At 32.4% G+C, this 21,416-nt stretch carries 17 protein-coding genes; 10 read left to right on the plus strand and 7 right to left on the minus strand.

The window, feature by feature from the left end:
- Positions 1-255: 255 nt before the first annotated feature.
- On the minus strand, positions 256-1,335 hold the full coding sequence (locus QZ824_RS06085; RefSeq protein ID WP_291275130.1) for a hypothetical protein: 1,080 nt from the start codon (positions 1,333-1,335) through the stop codon (positions 256-258).
- Between the two features lie 48 nt (positions 1,336-1,383).
- Positions 1,384-3,927 carry a DNA gyrase subunit A gene (gene gyrA / locus QZ824_RS06090; protein WP_291275131.1) on the minus strand — a complete coding sequence of 848 codons (2,544 nt, stop codon included), beginning with the start codon at positions 3,925-3,927 and terminating at the stop codon, positions 1,384-1,386.
- Between the two features lie 239 nt (positions 3,928-4,166).
- On the opposite strand from gyrA, the gene QZ824_RS06095 reads away from it, so the two are divergent.
- The 3 genes from QZ824_RS06095 to umuD all read left to right on the plus strand — a co-directional run bounded on the left by QZ824_RS06095 (position 4,167) and on the right by umuD (position 8,491).
- Complete coding sequence (locus tag QZ824_RS06095; RefSeq protein WP_291275132.1) at positions 4,167-6,710, plus strand: ATP-dependent Clp protease ATP-binding subunit; 2,544 nt, start codon at positions 4,167-4,169, stop codon at positions 6,708-6,710.
- Positions 6,711-6,798: 88 nt separating this feature from the next.
- On the plus strand, positions 6,799-8,064 hold the full coding sequence (locus QZ824_RS06100; protein WP_291275133.1) for a Y-family DNA polymerase: 1,266 nt from the start codon (positions 6,799-6,801) through the stop codon (positions 8,062-8,064).
- The gene (gene umuD / locus QZ824_RS06105; RefSeq protein WP_291275134.1) at positions 8,057-8,491 is read left to right on the plus strand and encodes a translesion error-prone DNA polymerase V autoproteolytic subunit; all 435 of its coding nucleotides are present in this window, start codon (positions 8,057-8,059) and stop codon (positions 8,489-8,491) included. The genes QZ824_RS06100 and umuD overlap by 8 nt, the downstream gene beginning before the upstream one ends.
- 32 nt (positions 8,492-8,523) lie before the next feature.
- Here umuD and QZ824_RS06110 read toward each other — a convergent pair whose 3' ends face one another.
- From QZ824_RS06110 to QZ824_RS06130, 5 genes are all read right to left on the minus strand, one after another.
- Complete coding sequence (locus QZ824_RS06110) at positions 8,524-11,370, minus strand: GH92 family glycosyl hydrolase (RefSeq protein WP_291275135.1); 2,847 nt, start codon at positions 11,368-11,370, stop codon at positions 8,524-8,526.
- 61 nt (positions 11,371-11,431) lie between these two features.
- On the minus strand, positions 11,432-11,839 hold the full coding sequence (locus QZ824_RS06115; RefSeq protein ID WP_291275136.1) for a hypothetical protein: 408 nt from the start codon (positions 11,837-11,839) through the stop codon (positions 11,432-11,434).
- On the minus strand, positions 11,839-12,672 hold the full coding sequence (locus tag QZ824_RS06120; RefSeq protein WP_291275137.1) for a DUF2807 domain-containing protein: 834 nt from the start codon (positions 12,670-12,672) through the stop codon (positions 11,839-11,841). The genes QZ824_RS06115 and QZ824_RS06120 overlap by 1 nt, the downstream gene beginning before the upstream one ends.
- 311 nt (positions 12,673-12,983) lie before the next feature.
- Positions 12,984-14,708, minus strand: a complete 1,725-nt coding sequence (locus QZ824_RS06125) for a PspC domain-containing protein (RefSeq protein ID WP_291275138.1) — start codon at positions 14,706-14,708, stop codon at positions 12,984-12,986.
- A gap of 6 nt (positions 14,709-14,714) precedes the next feature.
- Positions 14,715-15,044 carry a PadR family transcriptional regulator gene (locus QZ824_RS06130; RefSeq protein ID WP_291275139.1) on the minus strand — a complete coding sequence of 110 codons (330 nt, stop codon included), beginning with the start codon at positions 15,042-15,044 and terminating at the stop codon, positions 14,715-14,717.
- Between the two features lie 213 nt (positions 15,045-15,257).
- Between QZ824_RS06130 and QZ824_RS06135 the strand changes: the two genes are divergently transcribed.
- The 7 genes from QZ824_RS06135 to QZ824_RS06165 all read left to right on the plus strand — a co-directional run.
- The gene (locus tag QZ824_RS06135; protein WP_291275140.1) at positions 15,258-15,719 is read left to right on the plus strand and encodes a DUF4442 domain-containing protein; all 462 of its coding nucleotides are present in this window, start codon (positions 15,258-15,260) and stop codon (positions 15,717-15,719) included.
- 73 nt (positions 15,720-15,792) lie between these two features.
- Positions 15,793-16,698: a TIGR01777 family oxidoreductase gene (locus QZ824_RS06140; protein ID WP_291275141.1), complete on the plus strand. Its 906-nt coding sequence runs from the start codon at positions 15,793-15,795 to the stop codon at positions 16,696-16,698.
- A 200-nt stretch (positions 16,699-16,898) separates the two neighbouring features.
- On the plus strand, positions 16,899-17,438 hold the full coding sequence (locus tag QZ824_RS06145; RefSeq protein WP_291275142.1) for a nucleotide exchange factor GrpE: 540 nt from the start codon (positions 16,899-16,901) through the stop codon (positions 17,436-17,438).
- Positions 17,439-17,495: 57 nt separating this feature from the next.
- Complete coding sequence (gene dnaJ, locus QZ824_RS06150) at positions 17,496-18,611, plus strand: molecular chaperone DnaJ (RefSeq protein WP_291275143.1); 1,116 nt, start codon at positions 17,496-17,498, stop codon at positions 18,609-18,611.
- A gap of 162 nt (positions 18,612-18,773) precedes the next feature.
- On the plus strand, positions 18,774-19,706 hold the full coding sequence (locus tag QZ824_RS06155; protein WP_291275144.1) for an ATP-binding cassette domain-containing protein: 933 nt from the start codon (positions 18,774-18,776) through the stop codon (positions 19,704-19,706).
- Between the two features lie 10 nt (positions 19,707-19,716).
- Complete coding sequence (locus QZ824_RS06160) at positions 19,717-21,015, plus strand: ABC transporter permease (protein WP_291275145.1); 1,299 nt, start codon at positions 19,717-19,719, stop codon at positions 21,013-21,015.
- An 85-nt stretch (positions 21,016-21,100) separates the two neighbouring features.
- Positions 21,101-21,416, plus strand: a 316-nt coding sequence (locus QZ824_RS06165; protein WP_291275146.1) for a hypothetical protein, incomplete at its 3' end; no start/stop codon positions are given.

Here is a 21,416-nt window from a genome sequence, read left to right on the forward strand (position 1 = left end):
TTAAGAGAATGGATAGTTTGGAAGTGATATACATATTGGATAAGGATGCTGAAAAATATAATTTATCTAAAAGTAAATAAAGTTCAATTTTAATTAAAAAAGAAGAGGGTTTTTATGCCAATTCATTTTATTTTAAACTACACATTATTTATAATTACTTTCCTAGATGTTAAGAATTAAAACTTGTCGGTTATGACGACTCGAAAGTGTAAAATTTGCACTAAAAAATCCCTAACTAAAAGTTAGGGATGTGTCTTATTTTATTGTTGCAGCTTTGTCTTTCATTCCTAAAATATCATAAGATAGTTTTAAAATTTCTTTTGTATCGGCATTATTAACATCTAGTTGATAGGCTCTTTCAAAATATGGTAAGGCAGCTTTAAACATGTCTTTTCTTTTTGACATTAGCTCTTTATATTTTTTGTCATCTTTTAAATTAGCGTTAATCTCATCTACAATTTTAGCATCATCAGATATCATTAAAAATCCAACATTATATTGTAAAGTAGCATTATTTGGATTTTTATCTAGAATACTGGTTATTTTATTTTTATAAGTTGTTAAATCATTAGTGTGATAGTAACAATTCGCCTCATTAATTTGTGCTTCTAAATCATTTGGATCCAATTTAATATAATTTGCATAATCTTTTTTGGCTTGCTCAAAATTTTTAGATTCTAATGAAATAGCAGCTAAAATTTTAGCTACTTCAAGTTCGGTTGATTGGAATTTTTTTAAACCAGTTCCTGAAAAACCAACTTTTTGAATTTCTCTATACAACTTATCACCTTGCGAATAATCACCCGCTTGAACGGCTAAAATTGCAGCATTTTCTAAATTTGAAACATCGGTATTGTCTAATTGATAAATGCTATAAAACAATTCTCCAGCTTCTTTGAATTTCTTCATGCTGTTGAGCATTCCCGCAGATTGTTGTAGCATTGGCGTAAACCAAGTCAATGTTTCTTTTATATCATCAGTATATACTTTTTTTCCGGATTTGGCTTCAAAATCTAAGGTGGATTTTAAACCTTGAACCAAGTTTTTTAAAGTCGTTGGATTCATTACTTTAGCAACTTGAGCAGGTGTAGGCTGTTGTCCAAAAGTTGATAATTCTAATAAGGGCGACATAGCTTTATAAAACGTAACCGAAGTTTTATCTTCTTCAGTTGTAGCAACGCTTTCCAATTTAAGTAAAATTCCTTTAAATTGATTAAATTCTTCGGTTGTTAATGCATCCTTTGCATACAACTTTTTTAAATTTTTTAATTCGTCTTTTTGCGCGAAAGTAGCCATGGAAACTAATAAAGCTACACTTAAAATAATTTTTTTCATTTGTTGTTTTATTTTAAAAAAGCCCAAACTGAATTGGGCTTAAAATTTTTATTCTTGAGTTTCAGTATCTGGAGTGCTATCCAAATCTGTTCCATCGTTTTCTAAATCATCGATAGTTTCTTCTTCATCTTCGCGCATTACTTTTGTCACCGCTGCAATAGAATCGTTTCCTTTGATGTTAATTAAACGAACACCTTGCGTTGCTCTTCCCATGACACGTAAATCAGAGACTTTCATTCTAATAGTTAATCCCGATTTGTTGATGATCATTAAATCGTCTTCATCCGTAACATCGTTAATCGAAATCAATTGACCTGTTTTATCCGTGATATTTAGTGTTTTTACACCTTTTCCTCCACGGTTAGTAATACGATACACATCTTCTCCATCTTCGTCAACTACTTTTGTACGTTTACCGTAACCATTTTCAGTAACTACTAAGATTTGTGAATCATTAACATGATCTTTATCAATAGACACTAATCCAATAACTTCGTCCTTATCATCAGCAAGTGTTATACCTCTTACACCAGAAGCGGTTCTTCCCATTGGACGCGTTTTTTCTTCCTCGAAACGAACTAATTTACCAGATTTAACAGCAATCAGCACTTGGCTATTTCCAGTTGTTAATTTTGCTCCAATTAATTCATCATCTTCTTTAATAGTAATAGCATTGATTCCGTTTTGACGTGGACGAGAATATTGCTCTAAAGGCGTTTTCTTAACTTGACCTTGTTTAGTTGCCATGATTACATAATGGCTATTGATGTATTCTTCGTCTTTTAGGTCTTGAGTGCAAATAAATGCTTTTACTTTATCGTCTTGTTCAATATTGATCAAGTTTTGAATAGCTCTTCCTTTACTTGCTTTGCTTCCTTCAGGAATTTCAAAGACACGCATCCAGAAACATTTTCCTTTTTGAGTGAAGAATAATAAATATTGGTGGTTAGTTGCTACAAACAAATGCTCTAAGAAATCTTGATCTCTTGTTGCCGAACCTTTTTGTCCTACACCACCTCTGTTTTGTGTTTTGTATTCAGATAAAGAAGTACGTTTTATATAGCCAGCATGTGAAATGGTAATTACCACATTTTCATCAGCAATTAAATCTTCAATACTAACATCACCTCCTGAGTATTCAATTTGAGAACGACGTGCATCTCCGTATTTATCTCTAATTTCAGTTAATTCATCTTTGATTAATTGCATTCTTAGCTCTTTGCTTGCTAATAACTCTTTTAAGTGAGCAATTAATTTCATGATTTCTTCGTATTCTGCTCGTAGTTTATCTTGTTCTAAGCCCGTTAATTGACGTAAACGCATTTCTACGATGGCGCGCGCTTGAATTTCAGATAATTTGAAACGTTCAATTAATTTTGCTCTAGCCTCATCTCCATCTTTAGAACCTCTAATTAAAGCAATTACTTCATCTATATTATCTGAAGCAATTATTAATCCTTCTAAAATGTGTGCTCGTTCTTCTGCTTTTCTTAAATCAAATTGAGCTCTTCTTACCACTACATCATGGCGGTGTTCTACAAAATAATGAATCAAATCTTTTAGATTCAACATTTGAGGTCTTCCATTTACTAATGCGATGTTGTTAACACTGAAAGAAGATTGTAATTGTGTATATTTATAAAGTGTATTTAAAACTACATTTGGTACTGCGTCGCGTTTTAATTCATATACAATACGCATACCATTTCGATCCGATTCATCACGGATTGTGGAAATTCCTTCGATTTTTTTCTCATTTACTAAATCAGCCGTTTTTTTAATCATTTCGGCTTTATTTACTTGGTAAGGAATTTCGGTAACAATGATAGATTCACGTCCATTAACTTCTTCAAAACCTGCTTTGGCGCGCATTACAATTCTACCTCTACCAGTTTTAAAAGCTTCTTTTACTCCTTCATATCCATAAATAATTCCTCTTGTTGGAAAATCAGGTGCTTTAACTATTTTAATTAAATCGTCGATTTCGATTTCATTGTTGTCTATGTAAGCTAACGTACCATCAACAACTTCCGTTAAATTGTGAGGCGGCATATTAGTGGCCATACCTACAGCAATACCAGAAGCACCATTGATTAATAAGTTAGGAACTTTTGTTGGTAAAACTTTAGGTTCTTCTAACGAGTCGTCAAAATTCAATTGAAAATCAACCGTTTCTTTCTCGATATCGGCCAACATCTCTTCAGATATTTTTTGCATTCTTGCTTCGGTATAACGCATAGCTGCTGGGCTATCACCATCTACCGAACCAAAGTTCCCTTGACCATCTACCATTAAATATCGTAAACTCCATTCTTGTGCCATACGAACCATGGCATCATAAACAGAAGAATCTCCGTGGGGGTGATACTTACCTAAAACCTCTCCAACAATTCTGGCTGATTTCTTGTAAGCTCTATTGGAAAGAACGCCTAACTCATACATTCCATATAACACCCTTCTGTGTACAGGTTTTAAACCGTCTCTCACATCTGGAAGGGCTCTAGATACAATAACTGACATCGAATAATCGATGTAAGCTGACTTCATTTCGTCCTCAATGTTAATAGGAATTAACTTTTCTCCGTCTGACATATTTTATTTTAATTTTACTCGGTTTATAAAACGTGCCAATATACAATAATTTGCACTTTTAGGTGTAAAAAAAAACGAGAAAATTGAAATATTTATCAACAATTTGAATTGGTTTTTTTAATAAATTCTAGCCTGTCAAATTTTCATATCTCATTTTTTTTTTGTCACTTAGCAAAAGTTAGCACAATAGTTGTAGATGCTTACTTAAAATTAGTATTTTTACAAGAGATAAATGTTTTATGGAAGATAATTTTTCACCAAGGGTTAAGGATGTGATTTTTTACAGTAAAGAGGAAGCTTTGCGTTTAGGTCATGATTTTATCGGCACCGAACATCTGATCTTAGGTCTTTTAAGAGATGGGAATGGTAGTGCTATAGAAATTTTGAATGCCCTTCAAATTAATTTTGATGTATTAAGAAAGAAAGTAGAGATTTTAAGTCCAGCAACACCAAGTACTACTATAAGTAACGATAAAAAAAATTTACATTTAACACGACAAGCAGAGCGTGCATTGAAATTCACTTTTTTAGAGGCAAAGTCTTTTAATACTACTTCAATAAGTACTGCTCTACTCTTGATATGTATTTTAAGAAACGAAAATGACCCAACCACGAAGTTGCTCAATAAGCTTAAAATTAACTATGACAACGTAAAAGAATTGTATATGAATATGAGCGAAAACGAAGATATTTTAAAAAATACGCCTAGAGCTGAATCTTATGATGACTCGGGTGATGATACCTTTAAAGAAAGTAGTATGAATCAGCCTAGTAACAGCGGTAATAAGACCACCAAAAAATCTAAAACCCCGGTGTTAGATAATTTCGGAAGAGATTTAACAGAATTAGCAGAAGAAGGAAAATTAGATCCTGTAGTAGGACGTGAAAAAGAGATCGAACGTGTATCTCAAATATTAAGTAGAAGAAAGAAAAACAATCCGCTTTTGATAGGTGAACCAGGGGTTGGGAAATCAGCTATCGCTGAAGGACTAGCCTTGATGATTGTTAAGAAAAAAGTATCGCGTATTCTTTTCAATAAAAGAGTTGTTACGCTTGATTTGGCTTCTTTGGTTGCAGGCACAAAATACCGTGGTCAATTTGAAGAACGCATGAAGGCTGTCATGAATGAATTGGAAAAAAATGACGATATTATTCTTTTCATTGATGAAATTCACACAATTGTAGGTGCTGGAGGTGCAACAGGTTCATTGGATGCTTCTAACATGTTTAAGCCTGCATTAGCTAGAGGAGAAATTCAATGTATTGGTGCTACAACACTAGACGAATATCGTCAATATATTGAAAAAGACGGTGCACTAGAGCGTAGATTCCAAAAAGTAATTGTAGAACCAACAACTGTTGAAGAAACAATTATTATTTTAAATAATATCAAAGGCAAATATGAAGATCATCATAATGTTATTTTCACTCCAGAAGCCATTGAAGCTTGTGTAAAATTAACTAGTCGTTATATGACGGATCGTTTTTTACCAGATAAAGCTATTGATGCCTTAGACGAAGCCGGTTCTAGAGTGCATATTACCAATATTGAAGTGCCGAAGCAAATTTTAGAACTAGAAAAACAATTGGAAGAAGTTAGAGAATTAAAAAATACAGTTGTTAAAAAACAAAAATTTGAAGAAGCGGCTAAACTTCGTGACGATGAGAAAAAAATTGAAAAAGATTTAGCTATAGCACAAGAAAAATGGGAAGAAGATTCAAAAAATAATCGGGTTACGGTAACGGAAGATAATGTGGCTGATGTCGTTTCCATGATGACGGGTATTCCTGTAAATAGGATTGCCCAAACGGAAAGTAATAAATTAGCAAAATTACCAGATTTAATCAAAGGTAAAGTTATTGGTCAAGATGAAGCCGTTCAGAAAATAGCTAAATCAATTCAACGAAATAGAGCAGGTTTAAAAGATCCCAATAAACCTATAGGCTCATTTATTTTTCTTGGATCTACAGGTGTTGGAAAAACGCAGTTAGCAAAAGTGCTCGCGAAAGAACTTTTTGACTCAGAAGATGCTTTAGTTCGTATTGATATGAGTGAGTATATGGAGAAATTTGCGATCTCACGATTAGTTGGTGCTCCTCCAGGATATGTGGGTTATGAAGAAGGCGGACAATTAACTGAAAAAGTGAGGAGAAAACCTTATTGTGTAGTTTTACTTGATGAAATAGAAAAAGCACACCCGGATGTGTTTAATATGTTGTTACAAGTATTGGATGACGGACATTTAACTGATAGTTTAGGTCGTAAAATTGATTTTAGAAATACAATCATTATTATGACTTCTAACATTGGAGCTCGTCAATTAAAAGACTTTGGACAAGGTGTTGGATTTGGAACATCAGCAAAAGTAGCTCAAACAGAAGAACACAATAAATCGGTCATCGAAAATGCTTTGAAAAAAGCTTTTGCACCAGAGTTTTTGAATAGAATTGACGATGTTATTGTATTTAATGCTTTAGAAAAACATGATATAGATAAAATCATTGATATTGAAATGGCTAAATTAGTCGCTCGTATCAAAGATTTAGGTTATGATTTAACATTGTCTGAAAAAGCAAAAGATTTTATAGCCGAAAAAGGTTTTGATAAGCAATTTGGAGCTCGACCTTTGAAAAGAGCCATACAAAAATATGTTGAAGATGCTTTGGCAGAAGAAATTATTACTTCCAAAATTAACCAAGGCGATATAATCTTTATGGATTTAGATGAAACAGCTCAAGAGTTAACTATCAAAATAGAGAAAATTGAAAAACCTGCTAATTAGCAGGTTTTTTTCTTCAACAAAATATAAAGTTTTTACTTGTTGATAAGTTATTGCTCTTCACAAAATGTATTATTTGTAATTTTACTTCATGTTTGCATTGGTTGATTGTAATAATTTTTATGTTTCTTGTGAGCGTGTTTTTCAACCTCAATTGGAAAATAAACCAGTAGTTGTGCTTTCTAATAACGACGGTTGTGTAATTTCTAGAAGTGAGGAAGCAAAGGCGCTTGGGATTTCTATGGGAGTTCCAGAGTTTAAATGTCGCGAGCTTATCCAGCAGCATCAAGTGACTGTTTTTTCTTCTAATTATGCCTTGTATGGTGATTTGAGTCAACGTGTTTTTCAGGTGTTAAGTCAATTCACCCCTGATATTGAAAATTATAGTATTGATGAATCGTTCTTAAATTTCAATCGAGTAAAGATAGAAGATTATTTTCAATATGGTCTTGATATGAAAAATAGGGTGAGAAAATGGGTAGGTATTCCTGTTTGTGTTGGTTTTGGGCCTTCAAAAGCCTTGTCTAAAATAGCCAACCGAATTGCTAAAAAGTTTAAAGAGCGAACAGCGGGTGTGTATATTATTGACTCTGAGGAAAAACGAATTAAGGCTTTAAAGTGGACTAAGATTGAAGATGTGTGGGGCATAGGATTTCGACTTGCTAAAAAAATGCAAGCTAAGGGTATACTTAAAGCATATGATTTTACTTTGTCAAAACATGAAGCATTTATTAAACAAACTATGGGAGTAGTAGGACTCCGCTTGCGTTTAGAGTTACTAGGTGAATCTGTTTTGCCTTTGGAAGAACAATTAGAAACCAAAAACAATATTGCTGTAACACGTACATTTGAAAAAGCGATTACTACTCCAGATGCTATGAGAGATAGAGTTTCTACTTTTGCTACAGTAGCTTCTGAAAAGTTAAGAAAACAAAATTCATGCTGCTATGGGGTCACCTTATATCTTCGGAAAGATAAATATCGAATAGGGAATGAACGGTATAATTTTACTAAATACAAGCGCTTGCCTTTTGCTACACAATCTGCTTTAACCATCAGCCAAGTAGCTTTAAAAATGTTGAATGAATTATTTGAGGAAGGACAAATTTATACTAAAGCCGGAATTATTTTAACCGACATTATTCCGCAAGATCAAAAACAATTTCATTTGTTTGAAGAAGAGAATCCAAAACATGAAAAGCTGATGAAAGTGATTGATGAAATTCGGAAAAAAACAGGGGAACGAAAAATTAGAATTGCCAATCAAGATTTGAATCGTACTTGGAAAATGAAGCAAAATCATTTGTCTAAACGGTATACTACTAACATAAAAGAATTATTAGAAATACATGTCTAAGTTTGCCAAAATAACCTTTTTTTTACCTGATACTAAAAGGGGGTTAGAACTGCCTTTTATTTCCGCTGGAATTAAAGCCGGATTCCCTTCTCCTGCTGCCGATTTTGATGAAACACGCGTGAGTATTGATCAAATTGTAGTAAAACATAAAGAAGCTACTTTTTATGCTAAAGCTAGTGGAACTTCTATGATTGGAGCAGGAATAGACGATGGTGATATTTTAGTTATTGATCGAAGTTTAGAAGCCAGAAATGGTAAAATAGCGGTTTGTTTTGTAGACGGAGAATTTACCGTAAAGCGAATAAAGGTAGAACAGGATTGTGTTTATTTATTGCCTGAAAACCCAAAATTTGAGCCTATTAAAGTTACTGAAGAAAATGAACTCATTGTTTGGGGGATTGTAACCCATGTGGTAAAAAGTTTATAATAAAAAATGGCTCTTTTTACAGAGCCATAACTTTATTTAATACTAATTTCATCGATGAAAATGAATGCTTCTCCGTTATAAGGATGACCAATGTGCCATTCGGGGAGTTTTCCAAAATTACGGGCAATGACTTTTACATAACGCGCTTGTCCAATTTTTTTAGTAGCATCAAATGAGTGAACAATGTTTTGATTTAGCTTTGGATCGATAGTGTGTGTTACAATTTCTGCTAGTTCGAAATTTTTATTGTCATTGGAAACATAGTATTCTACTTGTTTAGGTAGTAAAATCCACGAACGTTGATCTTGTAAAAAACTAGCTTTTATAGCGGTTATTGGTATCGTTTTTTGTAAATCAACAACCGCTTCAAAATCTTGTGTTTGATATCCTTGCCAATCGCCTTTGCGCCAATTTTCAGTTCCGTGAATACCGTCTAATAAGCCTTCAGGACCACCAGCATGGTATTGCGGATTGTAAGTAGATTTTATGTCGATGGTGTAGTTGTTTGGTTTTTTGAAGAAAGTCGCAGAGATGGTGTAACTCTTTTGACCATTATTTATAACATAAGCGGTTACAACAGAAGATTCGGTGATAACAAAAGGTTTAGAATACGCTAAATAAATTTGATCACCACTTTTTTGATCTATGTTTTTAACTTCGTAATAAATCACATCTTTTGAATTTTGTGATTTGATTTTAATTTGTAACTCATTTTTAAAGGCTCTGCTTGCCGCTTGAATAGTTGGAACGGGGATGATTCCTTTAATTAATTCTTCTTCTTTTACAGCTTTTGCAACATCAAAATTTGGATATTTATATGAATGTTCTTCAAAATTAGTATCTAACCATTGAAACGTAGATTTATTTGTTTTTTCATTTAAAACACGCTCTTTTTTATCTTCTAAATTAAGTTTAACTTCTTTAAAAATTGGATGTACATAATCCCATCCAATTTCACCTGGAGTTACATCATAAATTCCCATCGAACTCAGTACATACCAAGCACTCATTTGGCCGCAATCTTCGTTACCAATTAAACCATCGGGGGTGTTTTTATAAAATTCAGTTAAGATGTAATGTACCATCTTTTTGGTTTTTTCTGGTTTACCAATATAATTGTACAAATACGCCATGTGGTGACTCGGTTCGTTACCATGCGCATATTGTCCGATTAAGCCCGTAACATCTACTTGTTCTCTACCAGTTGTTTTACTTTCGGCACTAAACATTTCATCTAATTTGGCTTCAAATTTGTCCTTTCCACCATAAGCTTCAATCATGCCTGGAATGTCTTGTGGTACAAAAAAAGAATAATGCCAAGAATTACCTTCTGTAAAATTATTATTCACTTCTCTTGGATCAAAAGGCTTATCCCAACCGCCGTTTTTCTTTGGACGCATAAATTTGGTTTCCCAATCGAATATGTTTTTCCAACTTTGTGAACGCTTCATGAAGTATTCGTAATCCTCTTTTTTGTTCAAAATCTGAGCCATTCGTGCAATACACCAATCGTCATACGAGTATTCAACGGTTTTAGAAACACTTTCGTGTTCGTCATCCATGGAAATAAAACCTTGTCTTTTATAAGCTTCTAATCCTAAATGATCTAACATTGCGGAATGTTTCGCCGCTTCAAATGCTTTTTCATAATCAAATCCTTTAATGCCTTTTGCCATAGCATCGGCAATTACGGAAACCGAATGGTACCCAATCATACAATCGGTTTCGTTAGAAGCCAATTCCCAAACCGGTAATCGTCCCCCTTGTTCGTATTGTTTAATAAAGGTATTGATATAATCAGCAGTACGTTTTTTATCGATTAACGTATATAAAGGATGAGCCGCTCTAAACGTATCCCAAAGTGAAAAAACAGAATAATAATCAAATCCTTCGGCTACATGGATTTTGTTGTCACGACCACGGTATTTTCCGTCTACATCTTGCGCAATATTCGGTTGCATCATTGTGTGGTATAAGGCCGTGTAAAAAATGGCTAATTGGTCTTTATTGTCTGAAGTAACTTCAATTTTTGCCAATTCTTTGTTCCAAAGTGCTTCGGCATCTTTTTTGGTTTGTTCAAAATTCCAATGCTTGATTTCAGAGCTATTTAATTGAGCTCCTTCATAGGAAGTAGGAGATAAGGACACTTTTACTAAAATTTTTTCCCCTTTTTTGACTAATTTAGTGAAAGCAATTTTTAGTTCTGTTCCAGAATATTGATTGATAGCTGTTGGCCCATTCGATTTTACCTCTGCGATTTTTAATGGCTTGTCAAACTCAATTAGCGCATACACATATTGGTCTTTAGCCCAAGCTTCACTTCTACGTAAAACTTCAATTGTTTTGTCATTTATTATTCGGATTCTTCCTTCTAATAATTTATCTCTATGATTTAAATCGAGAATGATATTGGCTTGGCCTGTTTCGTTAAACGTATATTCATGAAATCCAACACGCGTTGAAGAGGTCAATCGGACATCAATATTGTGTTTGTCGAGTTTTACACTATAAAAACCAGCGCTGGCTTTTTCGTTTCCATGTTTGAAACTAGAACTGTATTCTTTTGGATTAAAAGAAGGTTTTCCCATGGTTGGCATCAGCATAATGTCGCCATAATCCGAACAACCCGTCCCGTTTAAATGCGTGTGAGAAAACCCATAAATGATGCTGTCGTCATAATGATAACCCGAACACCCATCCCAACTTCCGTCAATTCTAGTATCAGGAGAAAGTTGCACCATACCATAAGGGACAGTTGCTCCAGGAAACGTATGTCCATGTCCTCCAGTTCCTACAAATGGATTTACGTATTTTGAAAATTGGGTTTGTTGTGCAGTAACTGCAAAAGTGAAAAGTAAAAAAAATATTGTTTTTTTCATGTTTAGTAGTTGTTTTCGTAAAATTCAACAAACCTTATGAAAAAAACAATATTTTTATGATTTAATTTGCTAGGATACCACGTTGATTCACAACGGGTAATTCAACAGTAGCTTTCTCGTTAATCGTATTGCTTCTAAATGTAAATTTTTTGTCGTATAATTTTCCATCAAGGAAATAGGTGAGCATAAATTCATTATTTAATTGCAACACATTATTTTCTAATAATTCAATTTTAACAGAAGAATTTGCTTCTACTTCATTAAAGGCATGTCGAAAAGTACCCGTTTTTCTTTCTTCCCCGTTAATGATTCCATAGGCTCTAGAAACAACAATTGCCATTTCTAATTTATATTCCGTTTCATTTATTAAATAGGCATACCAAGTTTTTTCCATAAAATCATCGTTCCATTCTTGGATTGCTGCCACATGAACACCTTCCGATTTTGGTATGATAATATCTTTCTTCATTATTTTTCTTTTTTATATAAAATGGCACTTTGTGTAAATGTAACCAAATCAATTTTAGGCTCCCCTAATAATTCAATTTCTGATTTACCTGAGGCAGCAATAGTAATAGATTTTGTAGCTGTAAGTGAAGCCTTTGTGTAACTTTCTGTAGTGATATCCGCTTCTTTTATAGTGAATTTTTTAGCTATTAATTGTGCGTTGTTGTCTAATCTAATTTTCGCTAATTCTGTATCGCCTTCAATTTCAGCTGAACTTTTTTGATATAAATCAACTTTAGTTTCGTCTGCATTTACTAAAGCTTTTAATTCGGCATCTTTTGTTAGTTCCATGCTTGCTATTTGTGCTTTTACATTGATTTCCGCTTCTGATTTATCACTTAATTGTAATGTAAACTTATCTGCTTTAACGTTCAGGAAAGATTGAGATTTGTCAAAGTTTTTGATTGTAACTTGACTTAGAGTTAATTCAGCTAATGCGTGTAGTTTACTGTCATTTTTACCAATGATTGTTTTTAAACTATCGCTGTAGTTGATTCTAACAGCGAATTTTTTAGCACCAGATACTTCTTTTGTAGTGTTTATTTTGAGGGTTTTAGCGGTAACTCCATAATTAATAGCATCATGAAGATTGTCATCAGCTTCAATTTCAATAGAAGTTTTTTCTCCTTTTACAAAATAAACTTCAATATTGTCTTCTACTTCAATGGTATTAAAGTTTTCAAGTTCTTTAATAGTAATTGTTACAATTTTTGAACCTTTAATTTTTTCTTTTTTTTGTGCAAATGAAAGGCTAGTCACCAAAAGTAATGCAACTAGAAAACTTATTTTTTTCATAAATAGTTTAACGTTTTGATTTTAAAATGCCTTTTTGTTCGGGCACATTTTATTAGTAGGAATACAAAAAAGCTTAGTATCCTTTGGCAAATATAAAAAAAACATCAGTGAAATACTGATGTTTTTTTTATCTAGAATATACTTTCAATGAATTGAACAACCAGCTGTATTGTGTATTCAATTACTTTTACAATTACCTGTATCATATTGAAGTTTTTTTATAGTTGTATGTTATGTTCTAATATGTCGTAAATTTACGAAAAAATTAAATGGTTTGTATTTATTATTAAGATAATTTTTTGTTAAAATTCTTATTTTTTTGATTTAATTACTTCTGTCTTAATGATTTCTTTACCATTTACTTTTACTGAAACTTTTTCTATACTGTCTTTGATAGTGGTTGTTTTAACTACATTACCATTACCTAAATCACTTGAAACGGTTTCTATTTCTTCATGATTTTCTTCGTCTTTTGGACAATTTAAGCAATCTAACTCGCCATTATTTACTTTATATTTATAACCTTCAGGACCATAATAGTATTCAAAATCTGAATTGTGATCATTTAAGAAATTTTCAACATTTTTGTTAGGGTAATATACAATTCCTTCTGGTAAGTATAAATAAACATGTACTTGTTGGTTTCTAAATTTAGCACTTGCTTCTGTGGTGAAATAATTATCTAAAATTAATTGATTTCCTAAAAACTTATAGTTGTATTTAATTTTTTCAGCTCGAACATTTGCTTCATCAAAATTACGTCCTTGAGCCGTTTTTTCAACAATTACAAAAGGTTGAGTTTTATCTGTTGTTTTTAAGTGTAAGTATACATTATTAGAGTAAATAATTTCATTTTTAGCTGAATCTTGCATGATTCTCAAATCAGAACGATAATCTACTTTTTTAGAAAAATATTCATTGTTTACAAATTTAACTTCTAACGTATCATTTGCAGAAATAGGCAAAGCCTCTTTTTTAACCACTTTTCCATCATGACTCAATTCTGTAGCATAACGAATTCCTACAACAGTTAAACTAATTAATGAGAAAATCCAAATAGCTAGTAATGTAAATTTAGCATAATTACCAATTGATCTTGTGTTTGGGATTAATAATTTCAAACCTAACAGCACAAAGAAAAACAAAGGAATTCCCACAGTTGATAAAAACAATAAACCTTGTGTCCAAAGCGGGACATCAAAATTAAAGGGCGTATGAATGTTATCTTGTAACAATACATCAGGCAAAGAGGAAGAGAATAATAAAATAACCGATGAAACAACTACTCCTAGAAAGGCTAATGTTGCAAATAATACAATGAAAAACCCAACTGCTTTGCCAATGCCTTTAAAAATCTCTGAGATGATTTCACCCGCTGTTGAGCCAATTTTTTGGGCACCATATTTGGCATTGTCAGCAATTTTTTGATGATCAAGGTTGTTGAATTTATCAGTAATTTCGTTAAAACCTTCTTTTACTTTTTTCTCAATATTAGAAATGGTAATAGGTTGCCCTTTCATTTCTAATTTTTGAGAAGTTGTAACTGCCTCAGGGAGTAGAATCCATAGAATTATATAAATAATAATACCTGTTCCAAATCCGAAAAATAAAATGACCATTATTAAACGTAACCATAACGGATCTACACCAAAATAATGCCCTAGTCCCGACATTACACCTCCTAAAAGCGCATTGTCTTTATCACGGTATAATTTCTTAGGTGTATAATAATACTCTTGTGAAGATTGATAATTTGATTTAGTGGTGTCAGAGTCATCAATTTTATAATCTTCAGGTTGTCCCATGATAGAGATGATTGCATCAACATCTTCAATACTTATTACTTGTTTACTATTGCCTAATTTTTCTTGAGCTAATTCAGCAATTCGACTTTCAATGTCTTTAATGATTTCTTCTCTTCCCTCAGGAGATAAAGAACGTTTTACAGCTTGTAAATAACTGCTTAACTTATTGTAGGCGTCCTCATCAATATGGAAGAAAAACCCCCCTAAATTAATACTTGTTGTCTTATTCATGATTCGTTAGTTTTGATTGGTAATGATGTTTACAGCGTCTGATAATTCTTTCCAGGTTCCGCTTAATTCCTGCAAAAAGTTTTTTCCTTCTTCGGTTAATCCATAATATTTTCTTGGTGGTCCAGATGTTGATTCTTCCCATCTATAGTTTAATAAACCGTCGTTTTTTAGTCTAGTCAATAGGGGATAGACAGTTCCTTCTACTACTAGCAATTTGGCGCTTTTAAGAGTGTCTAAAATTTCAGAAGTATAAGCATCCTTTTCTTTTAATACTGATAGAATGCAAAACTCTAAAACACCTTTTCGCATTTGTGCTTTTGTGTTTTCAATGTTCATACATGATTTTTTTAAATTACTATTCGTTTTTGATTGATGATTGATGATAGAAAACAAGTTACTGTATTAAGTAAGTTATTTTCTTATGCAAATATATATCTAAAAACAAGTACATTGTATTGCATAGTACTAATATTTAACAAAAATTTAACAAATATAAAAATATATGTACGCATAATATTTTTGTTTATCTTTACGAAAAATATAGTGATTATGAAGTTTACACCTGCTAAATTAAACTTATTTACATTTTTAAAACTCCCTTCTGCTTTTTGGTCGGGTATTCGTGTAAAATCTATTTCTTCTACTGCTTGTGAAGTAACAGTGAAGCATCGTTGGTTCAATCAAAATCCATTTAAATCGATGTATTTTGCGGTGCAGGCAATGGCGGCCGAATTCACAACAGGTGTTTTAGTTATGTATCATATTCAAAAGCGTAAACAAAATATTTCTATGTTGGTAGCTCAAAATAAAGCTGTATTCACAAAAAAAGCTACAGGAAGAATAACCTTTACTTGTGCTCAAGGACTGGAGATTGAAAAAATCATAGATAAAGCCATTGCAACTAAGGAAGGACAAACGATTTGGCTAACTTCAATTGGTGTTAATGAAAAAGGGGAGCAAGTTTCTGAAATGCAATTTGAGTGGACTATCAAGGTTAGATCATCATTTTAACGAGTGTTAAGATTCGTTAATTTCCTGACTTACCGTATTTTTCTTTGTAATTTTGAAAAAAAAAGCGAAGAAAATGAATGTCTTAATTACTGGAGCGACTGGATTGGTTGGTCAAGCATTAGTAGCTATTCTACTCAAAGAAGGCTACAAGGTTAACTATCTTTCTACTTCTAGAACTAAACTAAGTAATCGGTTGAATTACAAAGGATTTTATTGGAATCCTGAAAAACTAGAAATTGATGAAGCTGCATTTAAGGATGTATCTGTAATCGTTCATTTGGCTGGAGCTTCTGTTTCTAAAAAATGGACGCCTGCATATAAAACAGAAATTTTACAAAGTAGAATACAAACTACTCGATTGCTTTTTGATACTTTAAGTCGAATTCCAAATCAGGTTCAACATATTGTTTCTGCTTCTGCTATTGGCGGGTATAAAAGTAGCTTTGATCGTATTTATCATGAGGAAGATGCTACAGAAGAGCCTTCTTTTTTAGGAGATGTTGTTCGGGCTTGGGAGCATGAAGTGGATGCTTTTGAAAAGTTACAAATTTCTGTAGCTAAAATTCGTATAGGGCTTGTTTTGTCTGCTCATGGAGGGGCTTTGGTTGAATTAATTAAGCCTATAAAATTAGGAGTAGGATCTCCTCTTGGTTCAGGAAAACAATATCAAAGTTGGATACATATTGAGGATTTAGCTTCTATATTTTTATTTATTATACAAAATCAGGAGAAAGGCATTTATAATGGTGTGAGTCCACATCCAGTTACTAATTCAGAGTTAACTAAAGCCATTGCTAAAGTTTTGAAAAAACCGTTTTTTTTTCCGAGAGTCCCTGTTTTTGTTCTAAAAACGCTCTTAGGAGAAATGCATGAGTTACTTATTTCGAGCCAGCATGTAAGTTGTTTGAAATTACTCAATAAAGGATTTCAGTTTAAATATGCTTCACTTGAAAAAGCTTTGCAAAGTTTGGTGAAATAAAAAAGTGCTATTCATTTGAATAGCACTTTTTTTTAATATTGTAATTAAGACGAAAAATGAAATAAGCTTAACGAGTCAAATTTACACTTAATAAAAGATAATTTTCTTAAAATAATACTAAAATTTTGACTGACAAACTGTCATTTTTAAAATATTGGCAATACTTTTGCAAACTCTATTTACAAATAAAAATTAATAATATGAGCCAAGAAAATACAGAAAATTTAGATAAAGATACTACTTCAGAGGTAAATCAAGCAGAAACTGCCTCGGTAGAGCAATCCGAATTGTCAGTTGAAGAGCAATTACAGGAACAATTGGCACAAGAGAAAGATAAATTTCTTCGTTTGTTTGCCGAGTTTGAAAATTATAAAAAAAGAACAACCAAAGAACGAATTGAGTTATTTAAAACCGCTGGACAAGAAGTTTTACAAGCTATGTTGCCAGTTTTAGATGATTTTGATCGTGCTTGGAACCAAATTTCAACTTCTCAAGATGAAGCTTTGGTAAAAGGAGTTGAATTGATTCATGAAAAATTAAAATCTACTTTAACCTCAAAAGGCTTAGAGTTGGTCGATATAAAAGCGGGGGATGAATTTAATGCCGATTATGCAGAGGCTATAACACAAATTCCTGCACCTTCAGAAGATTTGAAAGGTAAAATTGTTGACGTTATTGAAAAAGGCTATAAATTGGGAGATAAGATTATTCGTTTTCCAAAAGTGGTTATAGGAAATTAATTAAAAGTTGGTTTTTATAATTTTATTATTTAGAACCTACTTGAAGCAAGATATCATATGAAAAAAGATTTTTACGAAATATTAGGAATTAGTAAAGGTGCTTCTGCGGAAGAAATTAAAAAAGCCTATCGAAAGAAAGCTATTCAATATCATCCAGACAAAAATCCAGGAGACAAAGAGGCTGAGGAAAATTTTAAATTATGTGCAGAGGCTTATGAAGTATTGAGTGATCCAGATAAAAAGGCACGCTATGATCAGTATGGTCACGCCGCTTTTGAAGGTGGTGGTTATGGTGGTGGTCACCATATGAATATGGATGATATTTTTAGTCAGTTTGGAGATATTTTTGGAAGTGCTTTTGGAGGTGGTTTCGGAGGTGGATTTGGTGGCGGTGGTCAACGTCGAATGAAAGGGAGTAATCTTCGAATAAAAGTAAAATTGACTTTAGAGGAAATCGCTAATGGCGTAGAGAAAAAAGTAAAAGTTAAACGTAAAGTTCAGGCTGCTGGAGTTACTTATAAAACCTGTAGTACTTGTAATGGTAGTGGGCAGGTGTTAAAAGTCACTAATACTATTTTAGGGAGAATGCAAACAGCAACCACTTGTCACGTTTGTCATGGTTCGGGTCAGATTATTGATTCAAAACCAGCTCATGCAGATGCACAAGGAATGCTGACTGAAGAAGATACTGTATCTATTAAAATCCCTGCTGGTGTTGTTGATGGTATGCAATTGAAGGTCTCTGGTAAAGGAAATGATGCGCCTGGTAAAAACAGTATTCCTGGAGACTTAATTGTAGCTATTGAAGAAATTGAACACGAATTTTTGAAGCGTGAAGGAGAAAATCTTCATTATGATTTGTACATTAGTTTTCCAGAAGCAGCACTTGGAGTAAGTAAAGAAATTGAAACGGTGAGTGGTAAAGTTCGAATTAAATTAGAAGAAGGCATTCAGTCTGGAAAAATTTTACGTTTAAAAGGCAAAGGTATTCCAAGTTTAAATTCATATGGACATGGTGATTTATTAGTTCATGTAAATGTGTGGACACCAAAGACATTGAATAAAGAACAGAGACAATTTTTTGAGAAAATGATAACAGATGAAAACTTCATTCCTAATCCAGAAAAGTCTGAAAAATCATTTTTTGAAAAAGTTAAAGATATGTTTTCATAATTAAATAAAAATATATACATTTGAACTTCACTTTTTTAGGAAAGTGAATTTTCTTTTTCATAGCAATTTTTCCCATCCCTTAGCAATAATGGATGGGTTTTTTTATTGTAACAAATTTCATAAATTGCATACTAATTAACTTTAAAACCAACAGTTAATCCTATGAACAATATTTTAGAAGTAAAAAATGTTGTGAAACAATATGGCGATTATACCGCATTAAATAGTGTGTCACTTCAAGTCCCTCAAGGCAGTATTTATGGCTTATTAGGCCCTAATGGTGCTGGGAAAACCTCTTTGATTCGAATTATCAATCAAATTACTTTGCCTGATTCAGGAGAGGTTTGGTTAGATGGAGAGCGATTACAGCCAGATCATGTTTCGATTATAGGTTATATGCCAGAAGAGCGTGGGTTATATAAAACAATGAAAGTAGGAGAACAGTGTTTGTATTTGGCTCAATTGAAAGGGATGTCTAAAGTTGAGGCGAAAGCCCAGTTGAAATATTGGTTTGAAAAATTTGAAATTCAAGGTTGGTGGGATAAAAAAATCCAAGAGCTTTCTAAGGGAATGGCGCAAAAAGTTCAGTTCATAGTGACCGTATTGCACAAACCTAAATTATTGATTTTAGATGAGCCTTTTTCTGGATTTGATCCTGTTAATGCTAATTTAATCAAGGATGAAATTATTGAATTAAATAAACAAGGGACTTCAATTATCTTTTCCACTCATAGAATGGAAAGTGTAGAAGAAATGTGTGATCACATTGCGTTGATACATAAGTCTAATAAATTAATTGAAGGAAAATTATCAGAAGTAAAACGACAATACCGAACCAATACTTTTCAAATAGGTATTTTGACAGCTAATGTCGAAGGGTTAATGTATCAATTGTCTCAAAAATTTATTATAGGACAAACTAGTTTCAAGTCATTGAATGATGATTTAAAATTAGAAGTTCAATTAGGAACACATTCAACTAATGAATTATTGCAAATCCTTTTCCAATTTGGACAAGTAACGCATTTTGCAGAAAAAATTCCTAGTGTGAATGACATTTTTATTCAAACCGTAAGTGGTGAATTAGCTATTTAAAAATCAGATTATGAACAAATTAAGTTTAATTATACAGAGAGAGTTTTTTGCGAAAGTGCGTAACAAGTCATTTATAGTAATGACTTTTTTAAGTCCACTTTTGTTTGTTGGGATGGCTTTTTTAATTGGCTATTTGTCCAATATGAATAAAGATTCATTGACTAGAATTGCGGTTTATGATCAAATGGGCGTACTCAAGAATCATTTTAAAAGTGATGCCCATACACAGTATGTGGATTTATCTAATTTACCATTCAAAACCGCTAAAGATACAGCAAGCGCAAGTTATGAAGGTTTATTATATGTTCCTAAAGTGGATCATATTCAAGAATTAAAAGAAAAGGTAGAATATATTTCAGAAGATAGTCCAAGTATAGAATTTATTTCTAAGATTGAAGAAGTAGTTGACTCGATGTTGACTCAAGAAAATTTTAAAGCTTCAGGAATAGACAGTAAAAAAATTGAAAGTGCACAAGTTACTTCTGAGTTGCAATTATCAAAGTATTCAGGTGATGAAAGTTTGAAGGGATTAAATGAAATTAAAGTAGCCATTGGAGGCTTATTTGGCTATTTAATTATGATGTTTATTATTATTTATGGCAATTTTGTTATGCGAAGTGTTATAGAAGAAAAAACGAATCGGATTATTGAGATTGTTATTTCCTCAGTGAAACCTTTTCAACTTATGATGGGGAAAATTATAGGTACTTCTTTAGCTGGAATTTTGCAGTTTTTAATTTGGGCTATTGTTGGTGGTGTTTTGTTTTTTATGGCTTCTTCTTATTTTGGAATGGAAGCCGGAGGCAGTGCCGGTCAAGTAGCTGAGGCTGCTAAACAAGCCGAACAACTAAATAGTTTCCAAAGCTATTTGTTAGAAATTCAAAATTTACCAATAGCAACACTCATTATTTGTTTTGTTATTTATTTCATAGGGGGCTATTTCTTATACAGCTCATTTTATGCGGCTATTGGTGCCGCTGTAGATTCAGAAACAGATTCCCAGCAATTTTTATTACCGATTATTATGCCGTTGATGTTGGGTGTTTATATAGGATTTTTTACGGTAATTAATGATCCTCATGGAACGGTTGCTACTGTATTTTCAATTATTCCATTGACTTCTCCTATAGTGATGTTAATGCGTATTCCTTTTGGTGTTCCAGCATGGCAATTGATTTTATCTATTGTTCTATTATTTGCTACTTTTATGTTAGTGGTATGGGCTGCAGCTAAAATTTATCGAGTAGGTGTTTTAATGCATGGTAAGAAGCCAACTTGGAAAGAGTTAGTAAAATGGTTGAAGTACTAATTTTTATTTATTATATAAAGTAATCTATTTTAGTCATTTATTTACTAATACAGATAATTGATTACACAACTCAGTTTTTATTTTTATGGAAGTTTATTTTTTTATTTTGATTCCTTTTTTGATATTAGTTCCATTTTTAATTGGAAATTTGATGTTGAAAAAGGCAGCGATGAGACTAGATAGTAGTTCTCAGATTAAATATTCTGAAATAAGAAGAGAAATGTTAAAAAGGTTTTTTCCATTATTTTTGATTTTACCCATCATGCTTTTTGTAATTAGCCTTTTTACAACTGATGTAAATCAAGAGATTCTCTCTAAATTACCATCAGCTGTAATTCTCTATGTCATTTTTTACTACTACAGGATTAATTTATTGCGTTATAAATCTAACAATTTTAGTC

The organism is Flavobacterium sp., from assembly GCF_021151785.1.
Taxonomy (GTDB): domain Bacteria; phylum Bacteroidota; class Bacteroidia; order Flavobacteriales; family Flavobacteriaceae; genus Flavobacterium.